Origin of the sequence: Candidatus Desulfofervidus auxilii, from assembly GCA_030262725.1 — a bacterium.
Classification (GTDB): Bacteria; Desulfobacterota; Desulfofervidia; order Desulfofervidales; family Desulfofervidaceae; genus JAJSZS01.
The window spans coordinates 57,928-83,868 of sequence record JAJSZS010000010.1; the positions used below are offsets into that span (position 1 = coordinate 57,928).

General features: G+C 31.7%; 24 protein-coding genes. 8 read left to right on the forward strand and 16 right to left on the reverse strand.

Annotated elements, in window-relative coordinates; genetic code table 11:
* Positions 1-6: 6 nt before the first annotated feature.
* Genes LWW95_06935 through acpS form a run of 6 tightly spaced genes read right to left on the reverse strand, consistent with a single transcriptional unit; the run spans position 7 to position 6,044 of the window.
* Positions 7-837, reverse strand: a complete 831-nt coding sequence (locus LWW95_06935) for a hypothetical protein (GenBank protein ID MDL1956763.1) — start codon at positions 835-837, stop codon at positions 7-9.
* Entirely contained in the window at positions 831-2,417 is a 1,587-nt protein-coding gene (cimA, locus tag LWW95_06940) for a citramalate synthase (GenBank protein MDL1956764.1), read from the reverse strand. The genes LWW95_06935 and cimA overlap by 7 nt, the downstream gene beginning before the upstream one ends.
* Entirely contained in the window at positions 2,410-3,630 is a 1,221-nt protein-coding gene (locus LWW95_06945) for an aspartate kinase (GenBank protein MDL1956765.1), read from the reverse strand. The genes cimA and LWW95_06945 overlap by 8 nt, the downstream gene beginning before the upstream one ends.
* Entirely contained in the window at positions 3,624-4,112 is a 489-nt protein-coding gene (gene tsaE / locus LWW95_06950) for a tRNA (adenosine(37)-N6)-threonylcarbamoyltransferase complex ATPase subunit type 1 TsaE (GenBank protein ID MDL1956766.1), read from the reverse strand. Before tsaE ends, LWW95_06945 begins: the two co-directional genes overlap by 7 nt.
* On the reverse strand, positions 4,096-5,664 hold the full coding sequence (locus tag LWW95_06955; GenBank protein ID MDL1956767.1) for an NAD(P)H-hydrate dehydratase: 1,569 nt from the start codon (positions 5,662-5,664) through the stop codon (positions 4,096-4,098). The genes tsaE and LWW95_06955 overlap by 17 nt, the downstream gene beginning before the upstream one ends.
* Before the next feature lie 2 nt (positions 5,665-5,666).
* Positions 5,667-6,044: a holo-ACP synthase gene (gene acpS, locus LWW95_06960; protein ID MDL1956768.1), complete on the reverse strand. Its 378-nt coding sequence runs from the start codon at positions 6,042-6,044 to the stop codon at positions 5,667-5,669.
* A 99-nt stretch (positions 6,045-6,143) separates the two neighbouring features.
* On the opposite strand from acpS, the gene LWW95_06965 reads away from it, so the two are divergent.
* A complete protein-coding gene (locus LWW95_06965) occupies positions 6,144-8,489 on the forward strand; it encodes a PAS domain S-box protein (protein ID MDL1956769.1) in 2,346 nt (781 codons plus the stop codon).
* Here the strand turns inward: LWW95_06965 and LWW95_06970 are convergent.
* From LWW95_06970 to rph, 3 genes are read right to left on the reverse strand one after another with little or no spacing between them, the layout of a single operon-like run.
* Positions 8,486-9,205 carry a pyridoxine 5'-phosphate synthase gene (locus LWW95_06970; protein MDL1956770.1) on the reverse strand — a complete coding sequence of 240 codons (720 nt, stop codon included), beginning with the start codon at positions 9,203-9,205 and terminating at the stop codon, positions 8,486-8,488. The two genes, LWW95_06965 and LWW95_06970, sit on opposite strands and share 4 nt — an antisense overlap.
* Positions 9,186-9,806, reverse strand: a complete 621-nt coding sequence (locus LWW95_06975; protein MDL1956771.1) for an XTP/dITP diphosphatase — start codon at positions 9,804-9,806, stop codon at positions 9,186-9,188. Before LWW95_06975 ends, LWW95_06970 begins: the two co-directional genes overlap by 20 nt.
* Positions 9,778-10,524: a ribonuclease PH gene (rph, locus tag LWW95_06980; protein ID MDL1956772.1), complete on the reverse strand. Its 747-nt coding sequence runs from the start codon at positions 10,522-10,524 to the stop codon at positions 9,778-9,780. Before rph ends, LWW95_06975 begins: the two co-directional genes overlap by 29 nt.
* Positions 10,525-10,604: 80 nt before the next feature.
* Here rph and tsaD point away from each other — a divergent pair, with 80 nt between their 5' ends.
* Complete coding sequence (gene tsaD / locus LWW95_06985) at positions 10,605-11,594, forward strand: tRNA (adenosine(37)-N6)-threonylcarbamoyltransferase complex transferase subunit TsaD (protein MDL1956773.1); 990 nt, start codon at positions 10,605-10,607, stop codon at positions 11,592-11,594.
* Positions 11,563-12,390 carry a 16S rRNA (adenine(1518)-N(6)/adenine(1519)-N(6))-dimethyltransferase RsmA gene (gene rsmA, locus LWW95_06990; protein ID MDL1956774.1) on the forward strand — a complete coding sequence of 276 codons (828 nt, stop codon included), beginning with the start codon at positions 11,563-11,565 and terminating at the stop codon, positions 12,388-12,390. The genes tsaD and rsmA overlap by 32 nt, the downstream gene beginning before the upstream one ends.
* On the opposite strand, the gene rfaD is transcribed toward rsmA, so the two are convergent.
* The 4 genes from rfaD to LWW95_07010 are packed head-to-tail and all read right to left on the reverse strand — an operon-like array spanning position 12,383 to position 16,055.
* Positions 12,383-13,288 carry an ADP-glyceromanno-heptose 6-epimerase gene (gene rfaD / locus LWW95_06995; protein ID MDL1956775.1) on the reverse strand — a complete coding sequence of 302 codons (906 nt, stop codon included), beginning with the start codon at positions 13,286-13,288 and terminating at the stop codon, positions 12,383-12,385. The two genes, rsmA and rfaD, sit on opposite strands and share 8 nt — an antisense overlap.
* On the reverse strand, positions 13,289-14,113 hold the full coding sequence (locus LWW95_07000; protein ID MDL1956776.1) for a 1,4-dihydroxy-6-naphthoate synthase: 825 nt from the start codon (positions 14,111-14,113) through the stop codon (positions 13,289-13,291).
* On the reverse strand, positions 14,104-14,763 hold the full coding sequence (locus LWW95_07005; GenBank protein MDL1956777.1) for a hypothetical protein: 660 nt from the start codon (positions 14,761-14,763) through the stop codon (positions 14,104-14,106). Before LWW95_07005 ends, LWW95_07000 begins: the two co-directional genes overlap by 10 nt.
* Before the next feature lie 5 nt (positions 14,764-14,768).
* A complete protein-coding gene (locus LWW95_07010) occupies positions 14,769-16,055 on the reverse strand; it encodes a sigma-70 family RNA polymerase sigma factor (GenBank protein ID MDL1956778.1) in 1,287 nt (428 codons plus the stop codon).
* Between the two features lie 71 nt (positions 16,056-16,126).
* Here LWW95_07010 and glnE point away from each other — a divergent pair, with 71 nt between their 5' ends.
* The 5 genes from glnE to groL all read left to right on the forward strand — a co-directional run bounded on the left by glnE (position 16,127) and on the right by groL (position 23,956).
* The gene (gene glnE, locus LWW95_07015; GenBank protein ID MDL1956779.1) at positions 16,127-18,991 is read left to right on the forward strand and encodes a bifunctional [glutamate--ammonia ligase]-adenylyl-L-tyrosine phosphorylase/[glutamate--ammonia-ligase] adenylyltransferase; all 2,865 of its coding nucleotides are present in this window, start codon (positions 16,127-16,129) and stop codon (positions 18,989-18,991) included.
* 19 nt (positions 18,992-19,010) lie between these two features.
* Entirely contained in the window at positions 19,011-19,349 is a 339-nt protein-coding gene (locus tag LWW95_07020; GenBank protein MDL1956780.1) for a P-II family nitrogen regulator, read from the forward strand.
* A 3-nt stretch (positions 19,350-19,352) separates the two neighbouring features.
* Positions 19,353-21,911, forward strand: a complete 2,559-nt coding sequence (gene glnD / locus LWW95_07025; GenBank protein MDL1956781.1) for a [protein-PII] uridylyltransferase — start codon at positions 19,353-19,355, stop codon at positions 21,909-21,911.
* Between the two features lie 101 nt (positions 21,912-22,012).
* The gene (groES, locus tag LWW95_07030; GenBank protein MDL1956782.1) at positions 22,013-22,303 is read left to right on the forward strand and encodes a co-chaperone GroES; all 291 of its coding nucleotides are present in this window, start codon (positions 22,013-22,015) and stop codon (positions 22,301-22,303) included.
* A gap of 24 nt (positions 22,304-22,327) precedes the next feature.
* Entirely contained in the window at positions 22,328-23,956 is a 1,629-nt protein-coding gene (gene groL, locus LWW95_07035; protein ID MDL1956783.1) for a chaperonin GroEL, read from the forward strand.
* Positions 23,957-23,992: 36 nt separating this feature from the next.
* Here groL and LWW95_07040 read toward each other — a convergent pair whose 3' ends face one another.
* The 3 genes from LWW95_07040 to LWW95_07050 all read right to left on the reverse strand — a co-directional run.
* Positions 23,993-24,658: a DUF1614 domain-containing protein gene (locus tag LWW95_07040; protein MDL1956784.1), complete on the reverse strand. Its 666-nt coding sequence runs from the start codon at positions 24,656-24,658 to the stop codon at positions 23,993-23,995.
* Positions 24,659-24,970 carry a divalent-cation tolerance protein CutA gene (locus LWW95_07045; protein MDL1956785.1) on the reverse strand — a complete coding sequence of 104 codons (312 nt, stop codon included), beginning with the start codon at positions 24,968-24,970 and terminating at the stop codon, positions 24,659-24,661.
* A 127-nt stretch (positions 24,971-25,097) separates the two neighbouring features.
* A partial coding sequence (locus LWW95_07050; protein ID MDL1956786.1) for a hypothetical protein occupies positions 25,098-25,941 on the reverse strand: 844 nt, incomplete at its 5' end.

The following is a 25,941-nucleotide window of genomic DNA, read 5'->3' on the forward strand; positions in this document are numbered from 1 at the left end:
TGTTTGTCAAGAAATCTCTTTAAGCCATTCTTTAACTGCTTCTTCTAATAATTGATAAAAAATATCATTTCCTCCTAGCCCTTTACGTGCAAAGTAATAATTGATTTCTAAAAAAATTGGTCTTTCTGGGTAAAGTAAATCTATAGCTGCTAAATTTATACCTGTAACTTTGCGTAATCGATCAATATAAGGAGTAATTTGTTTTTTTATATCATCTGAAACATTTTTATCAATTTCTGCTCCTTGTGCAACATTTATCTTCCAAAGATTATTTTTTTGTATGCGCCAATAATAAAATTGTTTTTTGCCAATTATAACTACCCTTAAACTTCTTTTTTGATTAGGAACAAATTCTTGTAAAATAAAACCATGCCAACCTTGATGTTTTTCAAGTCCATAAATTAAGTTTAAAATATCTTTAAGCTGATTTTCATTCTCAATCAAATATACCATTTCACCCTCTCCCCCTTTATTTCCTTTTAAAACAAATGGATAAGAGAGAGGGAGTTTTTTTAATTTTTCTCCGTGATTAGCATAAAATGAATGTAAATCTGGATAAATTATTGATTTTGGATGTGGGATTTTTAATTGTTGCCAAATTAAAATATCACCAATTTTCCCTTCTCCAGGAAAACGATAATCATAATTGGGAAAAACATAAGGACAATTTGTGCGGCAAAACCAATAAACATCTGCTTTACATGCTTGGTGTAAAATTATTGCTTTTGCTTGTTTAATTAATCTTTTCTGTTGAAAAGAAAGAGGTTTATTGGCAATAAGTAAATTAATATCTGCTTCAATCATTGGATGTAAAGAAATGATGGGTCTTTTTAACACTCGCCTTTTGCCTGCTCTTCACGAAAAAGTTTATAGATAATGCTATCAATTAGAGCTTGTAAGCTTGCTTCAAGAATATCATAAGAAACACCTACTGTACGCCAAACGCACTCTTTGTCTTTAGATTCAATAAGTACTCTTACCCTTGCTTCAGTACCTGTAATTCCAGGTAAAACCCTTACTCGATAATCAACAAGGCTCATCTCTTTTAAAGAAGGGTAAAAATCTTCAAGTGCCTTTCTTAAAGCTTTATCAAGTGCATTTACTGGTCCTTGCCCTAATGCCATTGCATGTTTTTCTTTTCCATCTACAACTACCCATACTTCAGCTTCAGCGATAGGATAACCATCAAGAGTCTTATAATCCTGAACCCGATATGTAAACAATTTAAAATATTCTTTCTTTAATTCTCCTCTAGCTCTATACATTCTTAATTTAAAAGATTCTTCAGCTACATCAAATTGGAAACCTTGATTTTCTAAATCTTTTAATTCCTTTAATATCTTTTGTACTTGAGGGTCTTTACTATCAAGATCAATACCCCATTCTTTTGCTTTGCTTAAAATAGTACTTCTGCCAGAAAGGTCAGAAATAAGAATTCTTCTTACATTTCCTACTTTTTCTGGAGGAATATGTTCATAGGTATGAGGATTTCTTTTAACAGCACTTACATGTACTCCTCCTTTATGGGCAAAGGCACTTCTACCAACATAAGGAAGATATGGTGGATGAGCGATATTTATTAATTCTGTTACAAATCTAGAAATAGCTGTAAGTTTTGCAAGCTGTTTATCACTAATGCAGTCTATTCCCATCTTTAACTTTAAAGCTGGGATAATTGAACAAAGATTAGCATTTCCACAGCGTTCTCCTACACCATTTAAAGTGCCCTGAACTTGCACTGCTCCTAAACGCACTGCCATAAGGCTATTAGCAACAGCCATTTCTGCATCATTATGTGCATGGATACCAAATACAATATTTGGACATTTTCTTTTTACATACTCAATGATTTCTACTAATTCAAAAGGTAATGTTCCACCATTTGTATCACAAAAAATAATACAATCAGCTCCTGCTTCTATAGCCTTTTTAATTGTAGCTATGGCATATTCAGGGTTATTTTTAAATCCATCAAAGAAATGTTCAGCATCATAAAAAAGTTTTTTTACATAAGGACGCAAATAAGCAAGGGAATTATAAATAATTTCTAAATTTCTTTCTAAAGAAATCTGAAGTGCATCTTTTACATGTAAATCCCAGCTCTTTCCAAAAATAGTAATAACCTCAGTTTTTGCATTTAATAATGCCTTTAAATTTGGGTCATTTTCTGGTGTCCGTTGAGGATGGTGAGTGCTACCAAAGGCAGCTATTTTTGCATTTTTAAAAGAAAAATGCTTAATCCTTTCAAAAAATTGCTCATCTTTTGGATTGGAACCAGGCCATCCACCTTCAATATAATGAACACCTAATTCATCTAATTTCTCTGCGACCTTTAATTTATCTTCTAATTGTAAATTGAAATCTTCTGCTTGAGTACCATCTCTTAAAGTAGTATCATAAATTTCTACTTTAAACACGCCCTTCTCCTAAATTAAATGCTTTATGTAATGCTTGAACAGCTTTTTTAACTTCCTTTTCATCTATTACACAAGAGATTTTAATTTCAGAAGTGCTGATCATAAGAATATTGATACCTGCATCTGCTAAAGCTCGAAACATCCTAGCTGCTACTCCAGGATGGTGTCTCATCCCTACCCCTACAACTGATACTTTTGCAATATGTTCATCACCCATAACCTTTTCTGCCTCAATTTTATTAGCAGCCTCTTTAGCAATCTCTAAAGCACGCTGAAAATCTCCCTTTGGTACAGTAAAAGTCATATCTGTAATCCCTTCTTCACTAGTATTTTGAATAATCATATCCACAACTATACCTGCATCTCCAATAGCTTCAAATAATTTAGCAGCAATACCAGGTCTATCTGGAACTCCTTTTACTGTAATCCTTGCTTCATTTTTATCATGAACAACTGCTGTTACTACTACTTTTTCCATTTCAGCATCTGTATCTATTACCATTGTTCCCTCCTTTTCATTAAAAGATGAACGCACATGTATAGGTACATTATATTTTTTAGCAAATTCAACAGAACGAATTTGTAAAACCTTTGCTCCAAGACCTGCTAATTCCATCATTTCTTCATAAGAAATGCGATCAATCTTTCTAGCCTCAGGGCATACCCTAGGATCAGCAGTAAAAACACCCTCTACATCAGTATAAATTTCACATACATCTGCCTTTAATGCTGCAGCAATAGCTACAGCAGTAGTATCAGAGCCACCTCTGCCAAGGGTAGTAATATTGCCTTGACGGTCTATACCTTGAAATCCAGCAATAACTAAAATATTTCCCTTTTCCAATTGTTCTTTTAATTTAGTTGCATCAATCTGGTCTATTCTTGCCCTACCAAAAGCATTATCAGTAAATATCCTAGCTTGAAAAGCAATAAAAGAAGTTGCTGGGTAGCCCATGTTTTTTAAAGCCATTGCCAAAAGGGCTGCTGAAGCTTGTTCTCCTGTAGCAAGCAAGGCATCTAATTCTCTAGGATCAGGAGGATTAGCTATTTGTTTAGCCAAATCAATTAATCTATCAGTTTCTCCAGCCATAGCTGAAACAACAACTACTACTTTATGACCTGCATCTACAGTAGCAGCTATTTTTTTTGCCACATTCTTTATTCTTTCAATACTTCCTACTGAAGTACCTCCATATTTTTGAACAATCAGCATAACTTACTCCTTTTTAAATCATAGCGTATGGTTTTAAAGTGTGCAATATTAGTTGTAAATTCAAGTCTTCTTCCTGAATTAGCAAAAAATATTTCGATTTTTAAAAATTTTGGAGGCAATAATGACTTTGGCAATTTTTCTGCCCACTCAACTACTGTTACACCATCTCCAAAAAGATATTCTTCTAATCCTAATAAAGAAAAATCTACCCCTTTTTCTATACGATAAAGGTCTATATGATGAAGAGGAATACGGCCAGGATAAGTGTGAACAAAAACAAATGTAGGACTTGTAACTGGATAATTTTCTGGTACTTCTAATCCTTTAGCAATCCCTTTAGTTAACCAAGTTTTACCTGCCCCCAAATCTCCACTAAGCAAAATTACATCTCCTACTTTGGCATTCTTTCCAATTTTTTCTCCTAATTTAAATGTATCTTTAGAGGAAGAACTGAAATAAGTAAATTTAATCCATTTTTTCATTGCTTTCTTTTACTTCCTTCCAAGCCGAAGGCAAATAATCAACTAATTCACCAGCAAGTAGACCCAATTCTTCATTCTTTTTAACCCATAAATCAGCTGCTAAACCATGTAAAAAAACACCTAAAATAGCAGCTTCTTTAGTAGGATAGCCTTGACTTAAAAGTCCTCCAATTATTCCAGTTAATACATCACCCATACCACCTGTAGCCATGGCAGGATTGCCAGTAGAATTAACAAATATTTCACCATCAGGTGTAGCAATTAGAGTACGAGCCATCTTTAATATAACTATAACTTGATATTTTTCTGCTACTTCTTTTACTAATTTTACCCTTTCTTTTAAAAGATTTTCCTTATCTACACCAATAAGTCTTACCATTTCACCAGGATGAGGGGTAAGGATTATATCAGTTTTTTTATTTTTTAATATTTCTAAATTTAATACATTAAGACCATCTGCATCTATAACAAGTGGTTTATTTGCTTCAGAAATAATAGTTTCAACAAGTGCCTTTATTTCAGGATGAGTAGATAAACCTGGGCCTAGACAAATTACCTTATAATTTATTCCACTTTCTTTAATTTCATTCCATGCCTTTAAAGAAAGGGTCATTTCTTTTGTTTCAGGAAGTGGAAGAGTCATAGCTTCAGTCAATTTTACTTCCAAAATAGGATTAAGACTTTTTGGAATACCTAATGTAACAAGACCAGCACCAATACGTAATGCACCAAGACAGGTAAGTGTAGCTGCGCCTGTTTTTCCTGGAGAACCAGCTAATACTAATACATGCCCTGCTTGACCTTTATGCATAGGAGCAGGACGTGGTCGTAACAAATGTTTTATGTCTTCAGTTGTTACTAAATGATGTTTTAAAGAAAAATCAGCAATTACTTGAGGTGGAATACCAATGTCAACAATTTCTAAAATGCCTACATAATCAGCTCCAGGATAAATTACTTGTCCAATCTTTGGTAGAGCAAAAGTAATAGTTAAATCTGCCTTTACCGCATCACCTAAAGGATAACCTGTATCACTAGAAAGACCAGTAGGAATATCTACGGCTACAACCAAACCTTGAAATGTATTGTTTAAAAAAGAAACAGCTTCTTTAATAAGCCCTCTTATTTCTGTTTTTAAACCTGTACCTAGCATAGCATCAATGATTAAATCACAAGCAATAAGATATTCTCTAGCTGATTGCCAATCTGATTCATTTAAGATTTCTTTAATAGGCACACCCAAACGCTCTGCTATTTTAAGATTAAGAGCTGCTTCATTTTTTAATTTTGTTTTTTCACCAAAAAGAAAAACCTTTACCAAATAACCTTCTTGATAAAGATAACGTGCAATAACAAGACCATCTCCACCATTATTTCCCTTACCGCAAAGCACACCAATTACTGCATCTGATAGATGTTTTAAGATATAATTTTTAATATGTTCTAAAGCACCACGTGCAGCATTCTCCATAAGCACTTCACCAGGAATGCCTACTTCTTCAATAGTAAACCTGTCAATAGCCTGCATCTCATTTGCTGTAACTAATTTCATAACTATTTCTCCAATATCACTATAGCTATAGCATAATCTTTTTCATGGCTTAAAGAAACAAAAATATTTTTCATTCCTACTTGTTTAGATATTTCAAGTGCTTTCCCATAAAGATTAATTATAGGCTGACCTGATTTTAAATTTATTATTTCTATATCTCGCCATTTTAAACCTTTACGCCAACCAAGTCCTACTGCTTTAGCAAACGCTTCTTTTGCTGCAATTCTTGCTGCTAATTCTTGATAAAGTGTCTTTTTTTTAAGGCGAGGTAAAATCTCATTGGGTGTAAAAACTCTATTTTTAAAATGTTCTCCCCAACGTTCAATTATTTTTTTTATCCTAGGAATATACACAATGTCTATACCAATGCCATAAATCATGTAAAAAATTTATAACACATATTAATTTGAAAAATCAATGTAAACTTGACGATAAATCATAAATTAGGTATGGTCAAATAAGGATTTTAGGGGATGAAAATGAAGGATAAATTAGAAAAAATTAAACAAGAGATAGAGGAATTCAAAGAATGGATAAATACACTTGATACATTTGTAGGTAAATTGGACGTAGATGGTAAAATGATTTTTTGTAATGAAGCACCACTTAAAGTTGCTGGAATTAAATTTGAAGATGTTTATGGTAAATATTTTCCAGATACAATTTGGTTTTCACATTCAGAAATAGAACGTAAAAAAGTAGTTGAATCTATTGAAAAAGCAAAAGCTGGTTTTTCAAGCAGAATAGAGATAAGTATAAAAGGGGCAGATGGTTCTATTATTCCTATCATTTTTAATTGTCAACCTGTAATAAAAGAAGGAAAAATAAAGTATATTACTATTGAAGGAAAAAATATTAGTGAAGAAAAAAAATTAAGGATAGAATTGGAAAAAGCAAAGAGAGATTTAGAGAAAGAAGTTAAAAAACGCACTGCTGAATTGTTAGAATCTGAAGAAAAATATAGGACTCTTATTGAAAGTTCACAAGATGGTTTTGTTATTATTCAAGATAATAAATTTGTTTTTGTTAATGAGGCAATGAGTAGACTTTTAAGTTATCCTAAAGAAAAAATTATTGGTAAACATGTCACAGATTTCATGCCAGATGAGGAAAAAGAAAGAGCTCTTAAAAATATTAAAAAAGTAATTGAAAGAGGCTCAATAGGTTTGCAAGAATATAAATATATAAAAAAAGACGGAAAAGTATGCAATTTGCAAGTTACTTCTTCTAGAATCACCTATCAAGGGAAACCTGCTATTCAAACTGTTGTAAGGGATGTTACTGCTCAAAAACAAACGGAAGAGGCATTGATTGCTGAAAAGGAGCGACTTGCAGTTACCTTGAGATCTATTGGAGATGGAGTGATTGTTACAGATGCAGAAGGCAAAATAATTTTGCTTAATAAAATAGCTGAAAAATTAACTGGTTGGTCACAAAAAGAAGCTATAGGTAAACCACTCAATGAAGTATTTTATATTATTAATGAAAAAACTAGAGAGCGCTGTGAAAATCCATTTGAAAAGGTTATTAAAACAAATGGTATTGTTGGACTTGCCAATGATACTGTGCTTATTGCTAGAGATGGAACAGAACGTATTATTGCAGATAGTGGTGCACCAATCAGAGACAAAGATGGAAAAATTGTTGGCGTAATTTTAGTATTTCGTGATATCACTGAAAAAAGGAAATTAGAGCAAGAATTAATCAAAGCAGACAAACTTGATTCAATTGGTATTCTTGCTGGTGGTATTGCTCATGACTTTAACAATATTTTAACTGCAATATTAGGCAATATTACATTAGCAAAGATATTTGCCAAATCAGAAGAAAGAGTTGTTAGAAGATTGGAAGAAGCCGAAAGGGCGTGTTTAAGAGGAAGGGATTTGACCCAACAATTACTTACTTTTTCAAAAGGTGGGGAGCCGATTAAAAAATTAATTTCTGTCGCAGAATTGATAAAAGAGACAGCTGGGTTTGCTTTAACGGGCTCAAATGTGAGATGCGAATTTTCTATTTCTGATGATCTTTGGTCAGTAGAAGCAGATGAAGGGCAGATAAGCCAAGTATTCAATAATTTAATTATAAATGCCGATCAAGCTATGCCAGATGGCGGGATAATTGAAATAAGTTGTGAAAATGTCTTTATTAGCAAAAAAGACAATTTACCTTTAAAAGAAGGGAAATATGTAAAAATAACAATAAAAGATCAAGGTATTGGCATACCCAAAAAATATTTGCCAAAAATATTTGACCCCTTTTTTACGACAAAAAAGAAAGGGAGTGGTCTTGGGTTAGCAACCGCTTATTCTATTATTAAAAAACATGAAGGGCACATTTCTGTTGAGTCTGAAGTAGGAAAAGGAACAACATTTTATATCTATTTGCCTGCTTCAGAAAAAAGAGAAAAAGTTATTGAAAAAGGAATAGAGCAAGAGATTAAAGGTAAAGGTAAAGTATTATTGATGGATGATGAAGATATGATTTTAGAAATAGTTGGTGAAATGTTACATTTTCTCGGCTATGAAGTGGAATTTGCTAAAGATGGCAATGAAGCTATTAAAATATACAAAGAAGCGAAAGCATCCGGTTACCCATTTAATGTAGTTATTTTAGATCTAACTGTTCCTGGTGGAATGGGAGGAAAAGAAGCTATCAAAAAACTTAAAGAAATTGATCCTGATGTAAAGGCTATTGTTTCAAGTGGTTATTCTACTGATCCTATTATGGCTGATTTTGAAAAACATGGTTTTTGTGGCGTTATTGCAAAGCCATACAAAATGGAAGAACTAAGTGAAATATTAAAAAAAGTAATTGGAGAAAATTAAGTTAAATTATTTAATATTTCTACCATTTCCCTTACCGCCCTTTCAAATCCCACTAATATAGCCCTTGCTACAATACTATGTCCAATACTAAATTCATAAATTTCTTTTACTTTTGCTAATGGTTTAATATTTATGTAATTTAAACCATGTCCTGCTTTTACAATTAGTCCTATTGAATGTGCTATTTTTACTGCTTCAAGCAATCTTTTTAATTCTTTTTCTTTTTCTTCTCCCTTTGCATCGCAATAACAACCTGTGTGTAACTCTATCATATTTGCTCCTACTTCTTTAGCTGCTTCTATCTGCTTTTGATCCGGGTCAATGAAAATGCTTACTTTTATTCCACCTGTCTGAAGTCTTTTTACTGCTTCTTTAATTTTTTCTTTTTGATTTAATATATCAAGACCACCTTCAGTAGTGATTTCCTCTCTTCTTTCTGGCACAAGCGTTGATATATCTGGTTTTACATCTAAAGCAATCTTTATCATTTCTTCTGTGGCTGCCATTTCTAAATTTAAACTTGTTTTTACAGTCTGACGTAAGAGATATACATCTCTTTCTTTAATATGTCTTCTGTCTTGTCTTAAATGGACAACAATACCTTCTGCACCTGCAAGTTCTGCTAAAGCAGCTGCTACTACTGGATCAGGCTCAATTGTTCTTCTTGCCTCTCTAACAGTAGCTACATGATCAACATTAACAGCTAATTTTGCCATTTTTTTCCTCCTTTAAAATCTTTTTTAAAATTTCTTTCATTTTTTCTAAAGCCTTTGCCCGATGGCTGATACGATTTTTAATTTCTGGTGGAAGTTCAGCCATAGTTTTTTTATAAACTGGTACAAAAAAAATTGGGTCATAACCAAACCCATATTCTCCTTTAGGCTCAAAAGTAATAATACCTTCGCATTTGCCTTCACATGTAATACATTTTCCTTCTTTATTACATAAAGCTATAATACAAATAAATGCTGCTTTTCTTTTTTCCCAAGAGACATCTTTTAAAAGCCTCAATAATTTTTCATTATTTTCCTTGTCTGTTGCATTTTCTCCAGCAAAACGGGCTGAATAAATACCTGGTGCTCCATTTAAATAATCAACGCATAAACCAGAATCATCTGCTAATGCCCAATAGCCAGTTAAATATGCAACAGTTTTGGCTTTATTTATAGCATTTTCTAAAAAACTTTTCCCTGTTTCAGGTATCTTAGGTATATTTTTAAAATCAGAAAGAGACAAAATTTCTATGGGCATGTCTGAAAGTAATGCCTTTATTTCTTTTATTTTTCCTTTATTCCTTGTCGCTAATACCAATTTCATATGGAAAATCTTTAAGTATTTCTTTTTCCCAATTAATAAGCTCAAAAATACCTTTTTTAGCAAGATTTAGCAATTCATTGAAAATATCTGCTCCAAATGGGCCTTGTTCACCTGTTGCTTGTATTTCTACAAAGTCCCCATTTCCTGTCATTACAATATTGGCATCTATTGCTGCTATTACATCTTCTTCATAATTTAAATCTAATAAAATTTGCCTTTCTACTACTCCTACGCTAATAGCTGCTAAATAATCTTTTATTGGAAAATGCTCTATTTTTTCATTTTCTATTAGCCATTTACATGCATCACATAATGTGAAAAATGCACCAGTAATAGCAGCTGTACGTGTACCACCATCAGCCTGAATGACATCACAATCTATCCAAATAGTCCTTTCGCCAAGTACATTTAAATCTACTACAGCACGTAAAGAGCGACCAATCATTCTTTGAATCTCAAATGTTCTACCTTTTATCCTTCCTAACTCTGGTCTTGGTGTGCGTGTATGTGTTGCCCTAGGTAACATGCTGTATTCAGCAGTAATCCAACCTTTTTTGCTGCCTTTTAAAAAAGGTGGTACAGATTCTTCCACTGAGGCAGTACAAATAACTTTTGTCTCTCCAAGTGATATTAAAACAGATCCCTCCGCATATCTATTAAAAGGTCTGATAATAGATAATGGTCTTAATTCATTGAAATTCCTTCCATCCTTTCTCATGGTAAAAGCTAGAATATCAATAAGTTAAAAAAAGTGCAAGAAGTTTTGCTTTTAAATTAAAATTAATATATATTCATTATATGCTTGTGCTTGGCATTGAAACTTCTTGTGATGAAACAGCAGTAGCTATAGTGGAAGATGGATTTAAGGTCCTTTCAAATGAAGTATATTCCCAAATTGCTATCCATCGCCCTTATGGAGGAGTAGTACCTGAAATTGCCTCTAGAAAACATATAGAGGTTATTCTTACAGTATTAAAAGAGGCTTTAGATAAAGTAAATATTTCTTTAGAAGAAATAGATGTAATTGCTGTTACACAAGGGCCAGGTTTGGTAGTGGCATTACTTGTAGGTATTTGTGTTGCAAAGGCTATTGCCTTTGCTTTAAAAAAACCATTAGTAACTATTAATCATCTTGAAGCACATTTAACAGCTGTTTTTCTTGAAGATAAAAAGCCAAATTTCCCATTTATTGGTATGGTGGTTTCAGGAGGGCATACAAATCTTTATTTAGTTAAAGATTTTCTAAATATGAAGCAATTGGGTCAAACTTTAGATGATGCTGCTGGTGAAGCCTTTGATAAAGTGGCAAAGCTTTTAAATCTTCCCTATCCAGGAGGTATTTCTATTGAAAAAATAGCTAAAGAGGGTAATCCAAATGCAATTAAATTTCCTAGACCAAGTGTTTCTGGATATAATGTAAGTTTTAGTGGTTTAAAGACAGCAGTAGCAAATTATCTGCGCCGTTATCCTAATACTCCTAAAGCAGATGTTGCTGCTTCATTTCAAGAAGCAGTAGTAGATACACTTATTGCTAAGGCATTAAAGGCAATAAGAGAATTTTCTTTACCCCGTTTAGTAATAGCAGGAGGGGTGGCAGCAAATCAACGTTTAAGGGAGAAATTATTTAAAATGGCTGAAAAAGAAAAAATCGAAATTTATTTTCCTTCTATTTCTCTTTGTACAGATAATGCAGCTATGGTGGCAGCTTTAGGTTATCATTATTTTAAGGCAAAAAAGATTGCCTCATTTGAATTTGATGCCATTTCAAGATATCCATCCTTCTCCTAAAAAGATTTTAGCGCATTACAATATTAAGCTTAAAAAAGGGCTTGGTCAGCACTTTCTTATGAATCCATTTACTGCTTATCAAATTGTTGAAAAAATTGGGATTGAAAAGGAGGATATAGTTATAGAGATTGGGGCAGGATTTGGTGCTTTAACTATTCCTTTAGCTGAAAATGCAAAGAAAGTTATTGCTATTGAGTATGATAAACGTTTTATTCCAATTCTAAAAGAAATTTTAAAGGATTTTAAAAATATAGAAGTTTGGCAAGGTGATGCTTTAAAATATAATTATGAAAATACAGTCCTTTTATATAACAAAAAAATAAAAATTGTAGGTAATCTTCCTTATTATCTTACTTCCCCTCTTCTTTTCCTTTTTTTAGAAAAAAAAGCATTAATTAAAAACATGGGATTTATGGTGCAAAAGGAAGTAGCTGAGCGTTTGCTTTCTCCTCCAGGTAAAAAAACTTATGGCTTACTAAGCATACTTTATAGCCTTACTGCTAATGTTACATCCCTTATGACACTTGCACCTGCCAGCTTTTATCCCAAGCCAGAGGTTTTTTCTCAATTAATAAAAATTGAATGGAAGGAAGAAATTTTTATAGAAAAAGAATTTATTGAATTTTTAAAATATATTTTTTCTCATCGCCGCAAAACTATATTTAATATTTTAAAAAACCGTTTTAAGCAAAAAAATATTAAAAATATATTTTCTCAACTAAATATTGATTCTAATACTCGTCCAGAAAAGATTTCTCCTTTTTTATTTTTTAAACTTTATCATTTAATTAAATAAAACCTACAGTTTTCATATAATCTCTTACAGCGTCTTCAAATGTCCATTGTGGGGTATAACCTAATATTTCTTTGGCAAGGGTCAAATCAGCTTGAGTATATTCTTGATAATACCCAATATAGGGATTATCTATATATTCTGGCTCAAGATTTTTTCCTAAAACCTCATTCAATACTTTGACAATTTTATTAAAACTTATAGCTTTACCGCTACCTATATTAACAATACAGCTTTTTTTTGCCTTTAGAGCCAAAAGATTTGCCCTTACCACATCCTTTACATAAACCTGATCCCTTTTTTGTTCACCCCATTTAAAAATTCTTGGTCTCAATCCTGCTTTTATTTGCTGGGCAAGTTGCCATACCATAGAAGCCATCTTCCCTTTATAATCTTCTTTTGGCCCAAAGACATTAAAATAACGCAATCCTACAATAAGGCTATCAGTTATTTTCATATATTCTCTAGCAATGCAATCAGCTATCCATTTAGAAAATCCATAAATATTACAAGGATATCCATCCATATCCTCTTTTTGAGGACCAGGGATATTTCCATAAGTACCAGCAGATGAAGCATAGATAAAGGGAATGCCATATTTTATGGCAAACTGTAAAATTCTTCTAAACCCTTCCACATTTACCTTCATCATGAGTTTTTGATCTCTAATAGTAGTATCAGTGATAGCAGCTTGATGAAAGATTGCATCTATGTCTTTAAATTGATTTAAATCTACTTCTAAAATACTTTCTGCAACAACATCTCCACGAAAGCCAATTAAATTTCGATAATCACCACTGAAAAAATTGTCTAATATAATAACTTCATATCCCTCTTCCATAAGAGTAAGAGCAAGATTAGAGCCAATAAAACCTGCACCACCTGTAACCAATACTTTCATTTATTTTCCTCCATTAAAACAAAAGACATCTTTAACCTCTTTTTTTGCCATTTTAAAAAGAGTAATAATAGCCTTTTTTCCTTCTTCTCCTAAGTTTAGAGTAAATTCATTTACATAAAGAGTAATATGATTTTTAATAACATTTTCTTCCAAATGAGAGGCATATTTTTTGACATAAGGCATAACTTTTTCAGAATATTGCCAAGCATAAGAAATGCTTTGTTTTAATAGAGAATTAACAATTTTTATTTTTTCACTAAGTTTTCTTTTTGCAACAAAACCTCCTAAAGGTAAAGGAAGTTTTGTTTTTTCTTCCCACCATTTACCCAAATCCAAAACAGATTTTAAACCATAATTTTTAAATAAAAATCTTCCTTCATGTATGATAAGACCAAAATCTGCTTCTTTATTTTTAACTTTAGGCATAATCTTATCAAATTGACAAAAAATAATTTGTTTTTCTTTTATTTGAGGGGCATAAAGCTTAAAAAGAAGATAGGCAGTTGTATGTCTTCCTGGAATAGCAATATAGGAAGAAGAGATATTAGAAAGAGACAATTCCGGACGAGTGACAATTATAGGACCACATCCTTTGCCTAAAGCAGCGCCAACTTCAAGAAAACAATATTTTTTTAATATATAAGGTAGTAAATGACAAGAAACTTTAATTACATCTAGTCCATTTTTTAAAGCCAATTCATTCAATTTTTCTATATCTGCAATGGTAATATCAAATTGAAAAGGTGATTTGATAAAACCTTTTATAATTGGTGCCCAAATAAAAGTGTCATTAGGACAAGGAGAAAATCCAACTTTTAATACCATTTGCTTTTCCTTTCAAGCAACTTTAAAAGCAATTTTTGAACATGAATAGTAGCTAATTCTATTTCCCATTTTTCTCTTTTATCAGTTAAAAAGTTGCTAATTCCCCTTAACTCAATAAAAGGTATGTTATAAATCTGACATATATAAGCTACAGCTGCTCCTTCCATATTTTCACATATAGCTTTAGGGAATTTCTTTTCTAAAAAAAGAAGTTTTTCTTTATTATCAGTAGTAGCAGATACTGTGAGAAAGCTTCCAGTTTTAAAGGAAATTTTATTATCAAGAAGATCAGGAATAATTTTTTTTAACTTTTCTATTAAAGGAGAAATAAGGTAAAAACGATTTGGAAGATATCCACAAGCATCAACCCAAATTTCCTCATTTGCTAAAACAATATCTCCTAATTTAATTCCTTTATTTGGAAATGTTCCTCCACAACCGATCAAAAATACAACCTTTATTGGATAATTTTCTAAGATAAGAGAAGTTAAATAAGTAGCATTAATAATGCCTGCTCCTGTTTGGGCAATAAGTAAATTATTTTTTTTATTTAACCAAATACTTTTTTTCCCAAGGGGAAAATGTTTAAAAGAAAAATTAGACAAAAAAAAAGATAATTCTTCTTCAACTGCACCAAGGATACACAACATGAAAATTAGAGAAAGTTTTCTAAGTCTAACTTAAGATGCTCTGAAGCCATTTTTAATTTTTGCAATGCTCTTTTTTCAATCTGGCGAATTCTTTCTCGAGAAACTTTAAATTTTCGTCCAATTTCTTCTAATGTGTGTTCACTCTCTCCACCTAACCCAAAACGCAATCTTAATATTTCTTGCTCCCTTGGTGTAAGAGTAGCAAGAATAATTTGAAGTTTTGTAGAAAGTTCAGAATGAGTAACAGCATCAAATGGAGAGACTATTTTAACATCCTCTATAAAGTCTTTAAGCATACTATCTTCATCACCAATAGGAGCTTCAAGAGAAACTGGCTCACGTACAGAACATAATATAGCACTAATTTTTTCTAAAGGTAATCCAGTCTTTTCAGCCAATTCTTTTGGAGTTGGTTCCTTTCCATGTTCTTTGAGTAATTCATAAAATGCCTTTAATACTTGATTTTTTAATTCAACAAAATGTACGGGCAAACGTATAGTTTTTGCCTTATCTAAAATAGCACGAGTGATAGATTGTCTAATCCACCAAGTAGCATAAGTACTAAAACGATGTCCTTTAGTATAATCAAATCGAAAAATAGCTTTCATTAATCCCAAATTACCTTCCTGAATTAAATCTGAAAGACTGAGCCCTTGTCCTACATATCTTTTAGCAATACTAACTACCAAACGTAGATTAGCTCCGATCATTTCATCACGGGCAGCCTTAACAACAACTTCAATTCTCTTAATACGTTTTGTTAAATTCTTTAAAACAGGATCATCATATTTTTTACTTAATTGCCTTATCAATTTAACTACTGTATCTAAACGTCTTCTTTTTGGAGCTACATCTTTCTTTTTCCATTCTTTAATTTTATGTTTAAGCTTTTCTATCTCAGGATATTTTACATTTGTTTTAAGAATAAGAAACATAATGGCATTATATCCTTTGCGAATACGACGTGTAAGTTTTTGTTCTCTTTCTTGAGTAAGGAGACTATAGGCTCCTATCTCTTGAAGATAAGCTGTAACTGGTTCTCTTTCTAAACCTTCTTCTTCCTTTCGTACAACAGGATGTTCTTCAATAATCTCTTCTTTTTTCTCTTCTTTTTTCTCTATTGCTTCAGCTGTTTCTATAAGGCGAATATCATTTTCTTCTAAAATATCTATAATTCGCTCTACTTCCTCAGGGTCAAACCCCTCTGCTGGAAGTAGGTCATTAAGCATATCATATGTAAGATAGCCGTTTTTTTGCCCCATCTTTATTAATTGCTCCAAATAATTTTTCATCTTACTACTTGCTAACCAATAGTATAGACTATATATTATGATAATAAAAATAAAAATTGTCAATATGTCAAATGAATATTTATAAAAATCTCTCTCGACATATCTTATGGCGTTATGGTGAAACAGCCTTTAAACGAGTATTAGAAGTGCAAAGTAAAGAAATAATCAATTTTTTAGATACTTATCCAGAAAAAGCCAAACAATTGTTGAGAATTTGTGTAAGTTCATCTTATTTAGTAAATCTTTTGATACGTAAACCTTATTTGCTTTCTTGGCTTTTCTTAAAAAACGCTATTTCACAGAGAAAAACAAAAGAAGATTTTTTAAAAGAATTAAGAAAGTTTATTCATCAACCTGATTTTCCACAAAAACTTAGGTATTTTAAAGCTAAAGAATATTTACGTCTTTGGGCAAGAGATATAAATCAAATTTGTTCTTTAGAAAGCTCTTTAGCTGAATTAAGTGCATTAGCTGAAGCATGTATTCAAGCATGTTTTGAATATGCTTTAAATTTACTTCAAAATTCATCAGATAAATTTTTTATTTTAGGTTTAGGTAAATTAGGAGCAGAAGAACTTAATTTTTATTCAGATATTGACATTATTTATCTTTATGATGGTGATTGTTCTTTGGAAACACACTATTTTTTTATTAAATTGGCTAAAACTATAACAAAAATTTTGCAAGACCCTTCTTATGGAGAGATTGTATTTAAGGTAGATTTAGGTTTAAGACCTGGTGGTAAAGAAAGTGAGATTGTTCAATCTACAAGAGCAGTAGAGATTTTTTATGAAAATTTTGGTACTACTTTAGAACGTATAGCTTTATTAAGAGCAAGACCAATAGCAGGTGCGATAAAATTAGGAGAAAATTTTTTAAAAACTCTTAATCCTTTTATTTATCGTCGGTATTTAGATTATACAGGTGTAGAAGAAATTAGGGCTTTAAAAAAAGCCATAGATTTTAGAAGCCATCATCAAAAGACTTTTAATATTAAATTAGGGCAAGGAGGTATTAGAGAACTTGAATTTTTTATTCATACTCTACAACTCATTTATGGAGGGAAATATCCTTTTTTGCGACAATATAATACTTTTAAAGCTATTTCTGCTCTTAAAGAAGCTCAAATTATAAAATCTGAAGAAGCAGAAGGTTTAACTCGTGCTTACCGTTATTTACGTCGATTAGAACATCTCTGCCAAATGGCTAGTTATTGTCAGACTCATATTTTACCTACAAATAAGAATACTCTTTTAAAAATTGTAAGATTAATGGGATATGTCCAACGAAATGAAGAAAAAGCATTAGAGGCATTTTATTTAAAACTGGAAAAAACAACAAGTTTTGTTCATCGACTCTTTAAAGAACTTTTATATACACCTGAAGAAGAAGTTGAAACTGATAAACTTTTATTAAAAAGTTTCTTTACTAATGTTTTATTAGAAGAAGAGGCAATTTCTTATTTAAAGAATTTAGGTTTTAAAAATCCTCAAATTGCTTATAAAATAATTTTTAATTTAAAAGGTGTTTTCAAAACACGCCATACTTCAATCCGTGCTCGTGAGCTTTTTATTTCATTATTACCTAAATTATTAAAAGAAATTGCTCAAACATTAGATCCAGATCTTGGTCTAGTCCATCTAGAACAATTTGTTTCTCGTATTGGTCCTAGGACTGGTTTTTATGCTACTTTAAAAGAAAACCCCTCTTTGAGAAAATTGCTCTTGCAAATTTTTGGAGCAAGTAGACTTTTATCATCATTGCTTATTAAACATTTTCAATTGCTTGATAGTTTAATTGACGCTTCACAAGCTTTTCCTATTAAAACTAAAAAACAATTTGAAATAAGCTTAAATACAGCTATTCAAGAAAAAATCGATTTGGATGAGAAAATGGAAGCTTTAAGACATTTTAAAAACGAAGAGTTTTTACGTATTGGTTTTCATGACTTAGCAGGTAAATTAAATTATCTTCAAGTATCTTATCAATTAAGTCTTTTAGCAGAATTGTGTTTAAAGCAAGCCTTAAATTGGGCAAAAGAGGAGGTAAATAAATCTTTTTCTCTTTCAGATTTGCCCTTTGTCATTATTGCATTGGGGAAATTAGGTAGTCATGAAACAGCTTATCATTCTGATTTAGATTTAATATTTATTTATGATTATCCGTTAAAAGCAGATATTTCTTTGCAACAAAATGCACATGTTTATTTTGTTAAAGTAGCCCAGAGGTTAATTTCTATTCTTACTTTACCTCATATAGCTGGTCCAGGCTATAAAATAGATACTCGATTAAGACCATCAGGACGTTTTGGTCCATTAGTTGTATCTTTACAAGCTTTTAAAGATTATTATCTAAATCAAGCACAACCTTGGGAATATCAAATACTTTTAAAAGCAAGAGCAATAGCAGGAGATAAAAATTTAATTAAAAAATGGGAAGATTTAAGACAATGGCTTCTTTTTGAAAAAAAGAAAAATATTAATTGGCAAAAAGAAATTAAAGAGATGCGAGAGCGTATTTTGATTGAAAGAGCTAAGGAAACAAAAGATAAATTTAACCCTAAACTTGGTAAAGGTGGTTTTATAGAAATAGATTTTTTAATGCAATATTTACAACTTTCTTATGGTAAAGATTATCCTATACTTCAACATCGTCATACTTTGAAGGTTTTAAAAGCTGCTAAAGAATTAAATTTGATTAAAAATGTAGATATACTTATAGAAGGCTATAATTTTTTAAAGGCTCTAGAACATCGTTTAAATCTCCTTTATGATTGTTCTTCAGATACTTTAATTACAGAAGAAAATTTAAAAGATATTTGGCAACATTGGGGATTAAAAAAACCACCATTTAAAATTCCATTAAAAGATATATGGAATTATTATCAAAGATTACGAGTAAATATTAGAAAAATTTGGGAAAATTTATTAAATTAATTTTATTTAGGAGTGGAATATGAAGAAAATAGAAGCTATTATCAAACCTTTTAAATTAGATGAGGTAAAAGAGGCTTTAACAGAAATTGGAGTTCAAGGGATGACAATTACAGAGGTAAGAGGATTTGGTCGTCAAAAAGGTCATACTGAAATTTACCGGGGAGCAGAGTATGTAGTAGATTTTTTGCCAAAAGTAAAAATAGAAGTTATTGTGCCGGATAATTTAGTATTAAAAGCAATTGAAACTATTAAACAAGCAGCTCACACTGGAAAAATAGGAGATGGGAAAATTTTTATTATTCCTATAGAAGATGTTATACGTATCCGTACTGGAGAACAAGGGGAAGAAGCCCTTTAATAAATGAATCTTATTCAAGAAAGAAAAAATTTAATTAAGGACTATTTAAATAGTACTAGTGGGAAAGAAATAGTTTATCGTTATACTCAGTTAATAGATAACTTCGTAAAAGAACAATGGATAAAATTAGCTGAACCTAAATTGACAGATGAAGTAGCACTGATAGCCGTTGGGGGATATGGACGTAAAGAAATGAGCTTTTATTCTGATGTGGATCTGCTTATTTTACATATAGATAAACCATCATCTGCTTTGCATGAAGTAGTCGTTTCATTTATTCAATCATTTTGGGACCATAAAATTAGATTAGATCATAGCTTTCGTACAATAAAAGAGTGTTTATCTATTGCTAAAGATAACTTTTTAGCATTTATGGCTATGCTTACTCCTCGTTTTTTAATTGGAAATAATGAATTGTTTGAAGAACTTATACAAACTTTGCGAAAAAAATTAATTGAGCCACAAAAACATCAAATATTAAAAAATATTTGGGAGAGAAGAAAAAAACGCCATTTGCAATATAGTCAGCATACCCATTTTTTGGAGCCTAATCTTAAAAAAGGAATTGGTGGATTAAGAGATATTCATAATTTACAATGGGCAGCTATTATAGCATTTGGAAATGATGATTTAAAATTTCTTGAAACATTTGATTTACTTTCTACAGAAGAAAGAAAAAATTTAGAAGAAGCTTTGGATTTTCTTTGGAGAGTAAGAAATTGTTTACATTATTTAAGTAAACATGAAAATGATGAACTGTCCTTTGGCTATCAAGAAAAGATTGCTCAATTTTTAGGGTTTAAAGAGACAGAAAATATTAAAGCAGTAGAAAATTTTATGCGCATGTTTTTTACTTATACCTTTTCTATAAAACATATTACTAATTTATTTTTAAATCGTCTTTTAGAAAAACAAAAGATTTCCTTTTGGAAAAAATATGTTGCTCCAGGAATATATATCCAAAACAATCAATTGATTGTTAATGATGAAAAAATTTTTTTAAAACAACCTGCTCTTTTAGTAAAAATCTATACATGGGCTGCTAAATTTGGGGTAATGCTTTCTTTTAATACTCAACGTTTATTAAATAAAACTATTTTAAAATTAAAATCTTCTCTTTGTAATAATCTAGAAATAAGGGATACTTTTTTAGAATTTTTGACTACTCCAAAAAACTTATTACCTTTTTTAGAAGATATGACATATCAGGGATTGCTCTGTGCTATTTTTCCTGAGTGGGAAAAAATTTTACATCTTCCTCAACATAATCTCTATCATGTTTATACAACAGATTTACATGCTTTTCATACAATTAATGAAATAAAAAATTTGAGAGAGGGGAAATACAAAAAAGAATTTCCCATTTTTACAAAAGCAGCTCAATCAATAAAAGATGAAGAAATTGATATTTTATTTTTAGCTGCATTTTTTCATGACTTAGGTAAAGGGATTGGACATCCTCATCAAGAAGTAGGAGCAAAGGAAGTAGAAAAGATTTTAAAAAGATGGCAGTTGCCAATAGAAAAACAAAAAGAAATTCTTTGGTTAATCCGTTATCATCTTTTATTATCACATACAGCACAGAGAAGGGATTTGGGAGAAGAAAAAATTATTATAGATACAGCTCAAATTGTTGGTAATTTAAATCGCTTAAAGATGCTTTATGTTCTTTCATTTGCTGATGCAAAGGCAAGTGGACCACGTGCTTTCACAGAATGGAAGATGACATTAATTACAGAACTTTTCCTAAAATTACAAAGGATATTGAAAAAAGGTGATTTCAGTCATGTAGATATACGTGTGAAACTTCAAAAGATTAAAGAAAATTTAACTTTAAAATTAAAAGAAATTTTACCAGAAAATAAAGTTTTTTATTATTTAGAAATTCTTCCTCCACGCTATTTATTAAATACTCCTTTAAAAGAAATTTTATTTCATTTAGAATTTATACGTAAGCTTAATGGAAAATCAGCAATATTACACTGGGAAAATCTGTCTTCATTAAATCATTATAAAGTAACAATAGCAAGTTGGGATGCACCTGGTTTGTTTGCTAAAATAGCAGGGACTTTTTCTTTACATGGATTCAATATCTTAAATGCTCAAGCTTATACTTGGGGTAATAAAATTGCTTTAGATACATTTTGGCTGAATACAAAAAGTGAAATCCATAATACTTCTAAAAAATGGGAACAAGTAGAAAGAGATTTATGTCGAGCTATAAAGGGAGAAATTGATTTAGAAAGATTATTAGAAAATAAATATCGTCCTAGCCTTTTTGCAAGAAAAGACTTGCCATCTATTAATACAGAGATAAAAATAGATAATGAAACCTCAGATTTTTACACAATTATTGAAGTTTATACAGCAGATAAGCCTGCTTTGCTTTTTAAATTGGCACAATCATTATTTAAACTTGGTCTAAATATTCATGTAGCAAGGATTTCTACTCGTTTGGATCAAGTTGTGGATGTTTTTTATGTAGAAGAAAAAACAGGAGGGAAAATATATGATCAAAAAAAAATAGAAGAGATTAAAAAAACATTAACAAAAACTATTTAATTTTATCAATTGCCCCCCTTGCATTTTCAAAAAAAATGTTTATATATGTGTCAGCACTCATTAATAGTGAGTGCTAATAAATAGGAAAGGAGGTTGAAGCGATGAAGATCAGACCTTTGCATGATCGGGTACTTGTGAAAAGGATAGAAGAAGAGACAAAGACAAAAGGTGGTATTATTATACCTGATACTGCTAAAGAAAAGCCCATAAAGGGCGAAGTAATAGCAGTTGGTGAAGGTCGGATTTTGGATAATGGGCAAAAGGTGCCTATGTCAGTAAAAGTAGGTGATAAGATAATTTTTAGCAAATATGCAGGTACAGAAATTAAAATTGAAGGTGAGGAACATCTTATTATGAGAGAAGATGATATTTTAGGTGTAATTGAAGAATAAAATCTTTAAAAAGGAGGGGAGAGTATGGCAGCAAAAGAGATTAAATATAATGTTCAAGCACGTGAATCTATTACACGTGGTGTAGACATATTAGCAAATGCTGTAAAAGTTACTTTAGGTCCAAAGGGTAGAAATGTGATTTTGGAAAAAACATTTGGTGCTCCACTTATTACAAAAGATGGTGTTACAGTTGCGAAGGAGATTGAATTAAAGGATAAGTTTGAAAATATGGGCGCTCAGATGGTAAAGGAAGTAGCAAGCAAGACCAGTGATGTGGCTGGTGATGGTACAACAACAGCGACAATTCTTGCTCAATCGATCTTTAAAGAAGGTGCTAAAATGGTAGCAGCTGGTAGCAATCCCATGTTGCTTAAGCGAGGTGTTGATCGGGCAGTGGAGGTAGTTGTAGAAGAATTGAAAAAAATGAGTAAACCATGCCAAGAAAAGAAGGAGATTGCTCAAGTAGGTACTATTTCTGCAAATAATGATAAGAGCATTGGTGATATTATTGCTGAAGCAATGGAAAAAGTAGGTAAAGAAGGTGTAATCACAGTTGAGGAAGCTAAAGGTATTGAGACTACATTGGAAGTTGTAGAAGGTATGCAATTTGATCGTGGTTATATCTCTCCATACTTTGTTACTGATGCTGAGAAGATGGAATGCCATCTTGAGGAACCTTATATCCTTATTCATGAAAAGAAGATTAGTAGTATGAGGGATCTTTTACCTTTACTTGAAAGTGTTGCTAGATCTGGAAAACCTTTATTAATTATTGCTGAAGATGTAGAAGGAGAGGCTTTAGCTACTTTAGTAGTAAATAAACTTAGAGGTACTCTTCAGTGCGCAGCTGTAAAGGCACCTGGCTTTGGTGAAAGAAGAAAGGCTATGCTGCAAGATATTGCTATTCTTACTGGTGGTCAACTAGTTTCAGAAGAACTTGGTATTAAGCTTGAAAATGTTACTTTAAATGATTTAGGTACAGCTAGAAAAGTAGTCATTGACAAAGATAATACTACTATTATTGATGGTGGTGGTCGCAAGGAAGATATCGAGGCTCGTATTAAGCAAATTCGGGCACAAATAGAGGAGACTACTTCTGATTATGACCGTGAAAAACTTCAAGAAAGATTAGCTAAGTTGGTTGGTGGTGTAGCTGTAATTAGAGTTGGCGCTGCTACTGAGGTAGAGATGAAGGAAAAGAAAGCGAGAGTAGAAGATGCGTTAAATGCCACTAAAGCAGCGGTAGAAGAGGGAATTGTACCTGGTGGTGGTGTAGCTTATATTAGAGCTTTACCTGCATTAGAAAAATTAGAAAAAGAAATTACTGATCCAGATGAAAAGACAGGAGTAAAAATTGTTATGCGTGCTATTGAAGAGCCATTACGCCAGATTGCCAGTAATGCTGGTTATGAGGGATCAATTATTGTAGAAAAAGTAAAGGCAGGCAAGGATGATTATGGTTTTAATGCTGCCACTGGCAAATTTGAAAATCTCTTTAATGCAGGTATTATTGACCCAACAAAAGTAACAAGAGTAGCTTTACAAAATGCTGCTAGCATTGCTGGATTGTTGTTGACTACTGAAGCTATGGTAGCAGAAAAGCCTGAAGAAAAGAAAGAAACAACACCACCACCTTCAATGCCTGAATATTAATTAAAAAAAGCCCCGCCTAAAGCGGGGCTTTTTATTTTAAGCTAAAAGCACTGCTAATATTCCTGTAAAAAAGATTCCATCAAATGTTCCTGCTCCACCAATAGAGACAATAGGAGCTTTTAATTCTTTGATTCGATTGAGATTCATTAAATCTGCACCAATTAATGTACCAAGTGTTCCAGCAATATAGGCTAAGGCAGGAGCATGCTCTGTATCAAGGATTAAGGCAATTAAAGCGGCTGTAATTGGAGGGATAAAGACTGGTACAGTAATGCCAAGACCTGGTATAGGTTTGGCAAAACGATGGGTAATAAAAGTTACAGTTGTTATTGCAAGAATAATCTTAAATATACCTCCAAATTTTGCTGTAAGATAAAGAGAGATTAAAATAGGTATTATTGCCCCACCTACATTAATGGCAATAATAGTATAACTTGAGGAGTAATATGGGATTTTTACTTTTATTCCCCAATAAGTAATTACTTCTTTAACTATCAATTGTGGACTAGGCATTTTTTTTATTGGAATATTTATAAAACTTCCTAAAAGACAAATAAATAAAAGTCCCATCATGTATTCTGCTGGAATGCCTATTTTGGTAAAGGCATAACTAATAAGCCCAAGGTGAAGGAGGGCAAAAAGAAAAAGCCAAATAAAGAAAAAGAAAAAAATAAATAAAAGTAAAAAAGGTGGAAAAAACATTTAGGTAACCTTTTTTAGCCAATCCAGATAGGTAGTAGAGCCTTTCTCTATAGGTAGGGCAATGATTTCTGGCACTTGATAACTATGAAGGGAAGTTATTTTTTCTTTTAGAGATTCAAATTTTTCTGTTCTTGTTTTTATGATAAGTAATACTTCAGAATCTTCACAAACTTTTCCTTCCCAAAAATAAATTGATTTGATTTTAGATAAAATATTTACACAACCAGCAAGATGTTCTTCTACTAAGACTTTAGCAATCTTTTCTGCTTCTTCTTCAGAAGAAGTAGTAACAAATACAACAATAAAATCCATAAAAAAATTTTACTTTAAAATAAATTATTTAGCAACTGTAAAACCCAAAATCCTTTTTGCCATACAAGAAATTCATAATGTGCTATAAAAAGATTTTAAGTTTTAAATTAAACAAAAATGCCTTACTTTACTTCTTTCTTAAAAATCTTTTCCTTGATAAACCCAATCCAATCAAACCTGAACCTAAAAGAAAAACGGTAGAAGGAATAGGAATAGGAGGAGCAGTTCCGACATGTTCTATATATTCTATTTCTAACTCTTCACCATTATAATAAACTCCCTTTAAAGCTCCAGTTATACTTCCTAATGGACCAACTAGATATGCTTCACCATCGGTTCCAGAATTTGTTTCACTCCAATCATAAGTGCCAATAAAAGAAACAAGTTCATCTATATCCCATTCTTGAAAAGGCTCTAAGTTACTTACGTCAAAAACAAAGGTAAACCCTGTAACAGTCGTTGTGCCAGAATAATAACCAGAAAGAGAGAAGCTAGAAGTATTAGAATAAACTTTAAGTAAAACAGAAGCACTAAATTGGGTTTCTTCTCTTCCTGTCTCTGTAGAATAAAAAGTACCACTATATTGAGTGCCTAAGAAACTGGCTAGTTCACCAGTGCCTTCATGCATTATTCCTCTAATATCACCATCAATAGCGGAATGTCCAGATTCTCCTGGTTTTTTAGCTTCTACCCAATAACCTTCATAAAGTTGTCCATTTATTTCAGCTGTCCAAGAGCCAAATCCAAACCCATATCCTGCATAATCACCAGAGGTTATTGCCAACCAGTTAGATGTAACAAAGTAAGTTCCGCTAAAACATCCAGAGAGATTTCCGCTCCTGGTTGCGGTTTCTACATAAACATCTACATTTCCCGAAAATATCTGTGTCTCACTTTCTGAAATAAGAGTTAAATATGTCCTATCCGCCAATACTGCCGATGAAATACAAAGCGAAAATAAAAAAATAAAC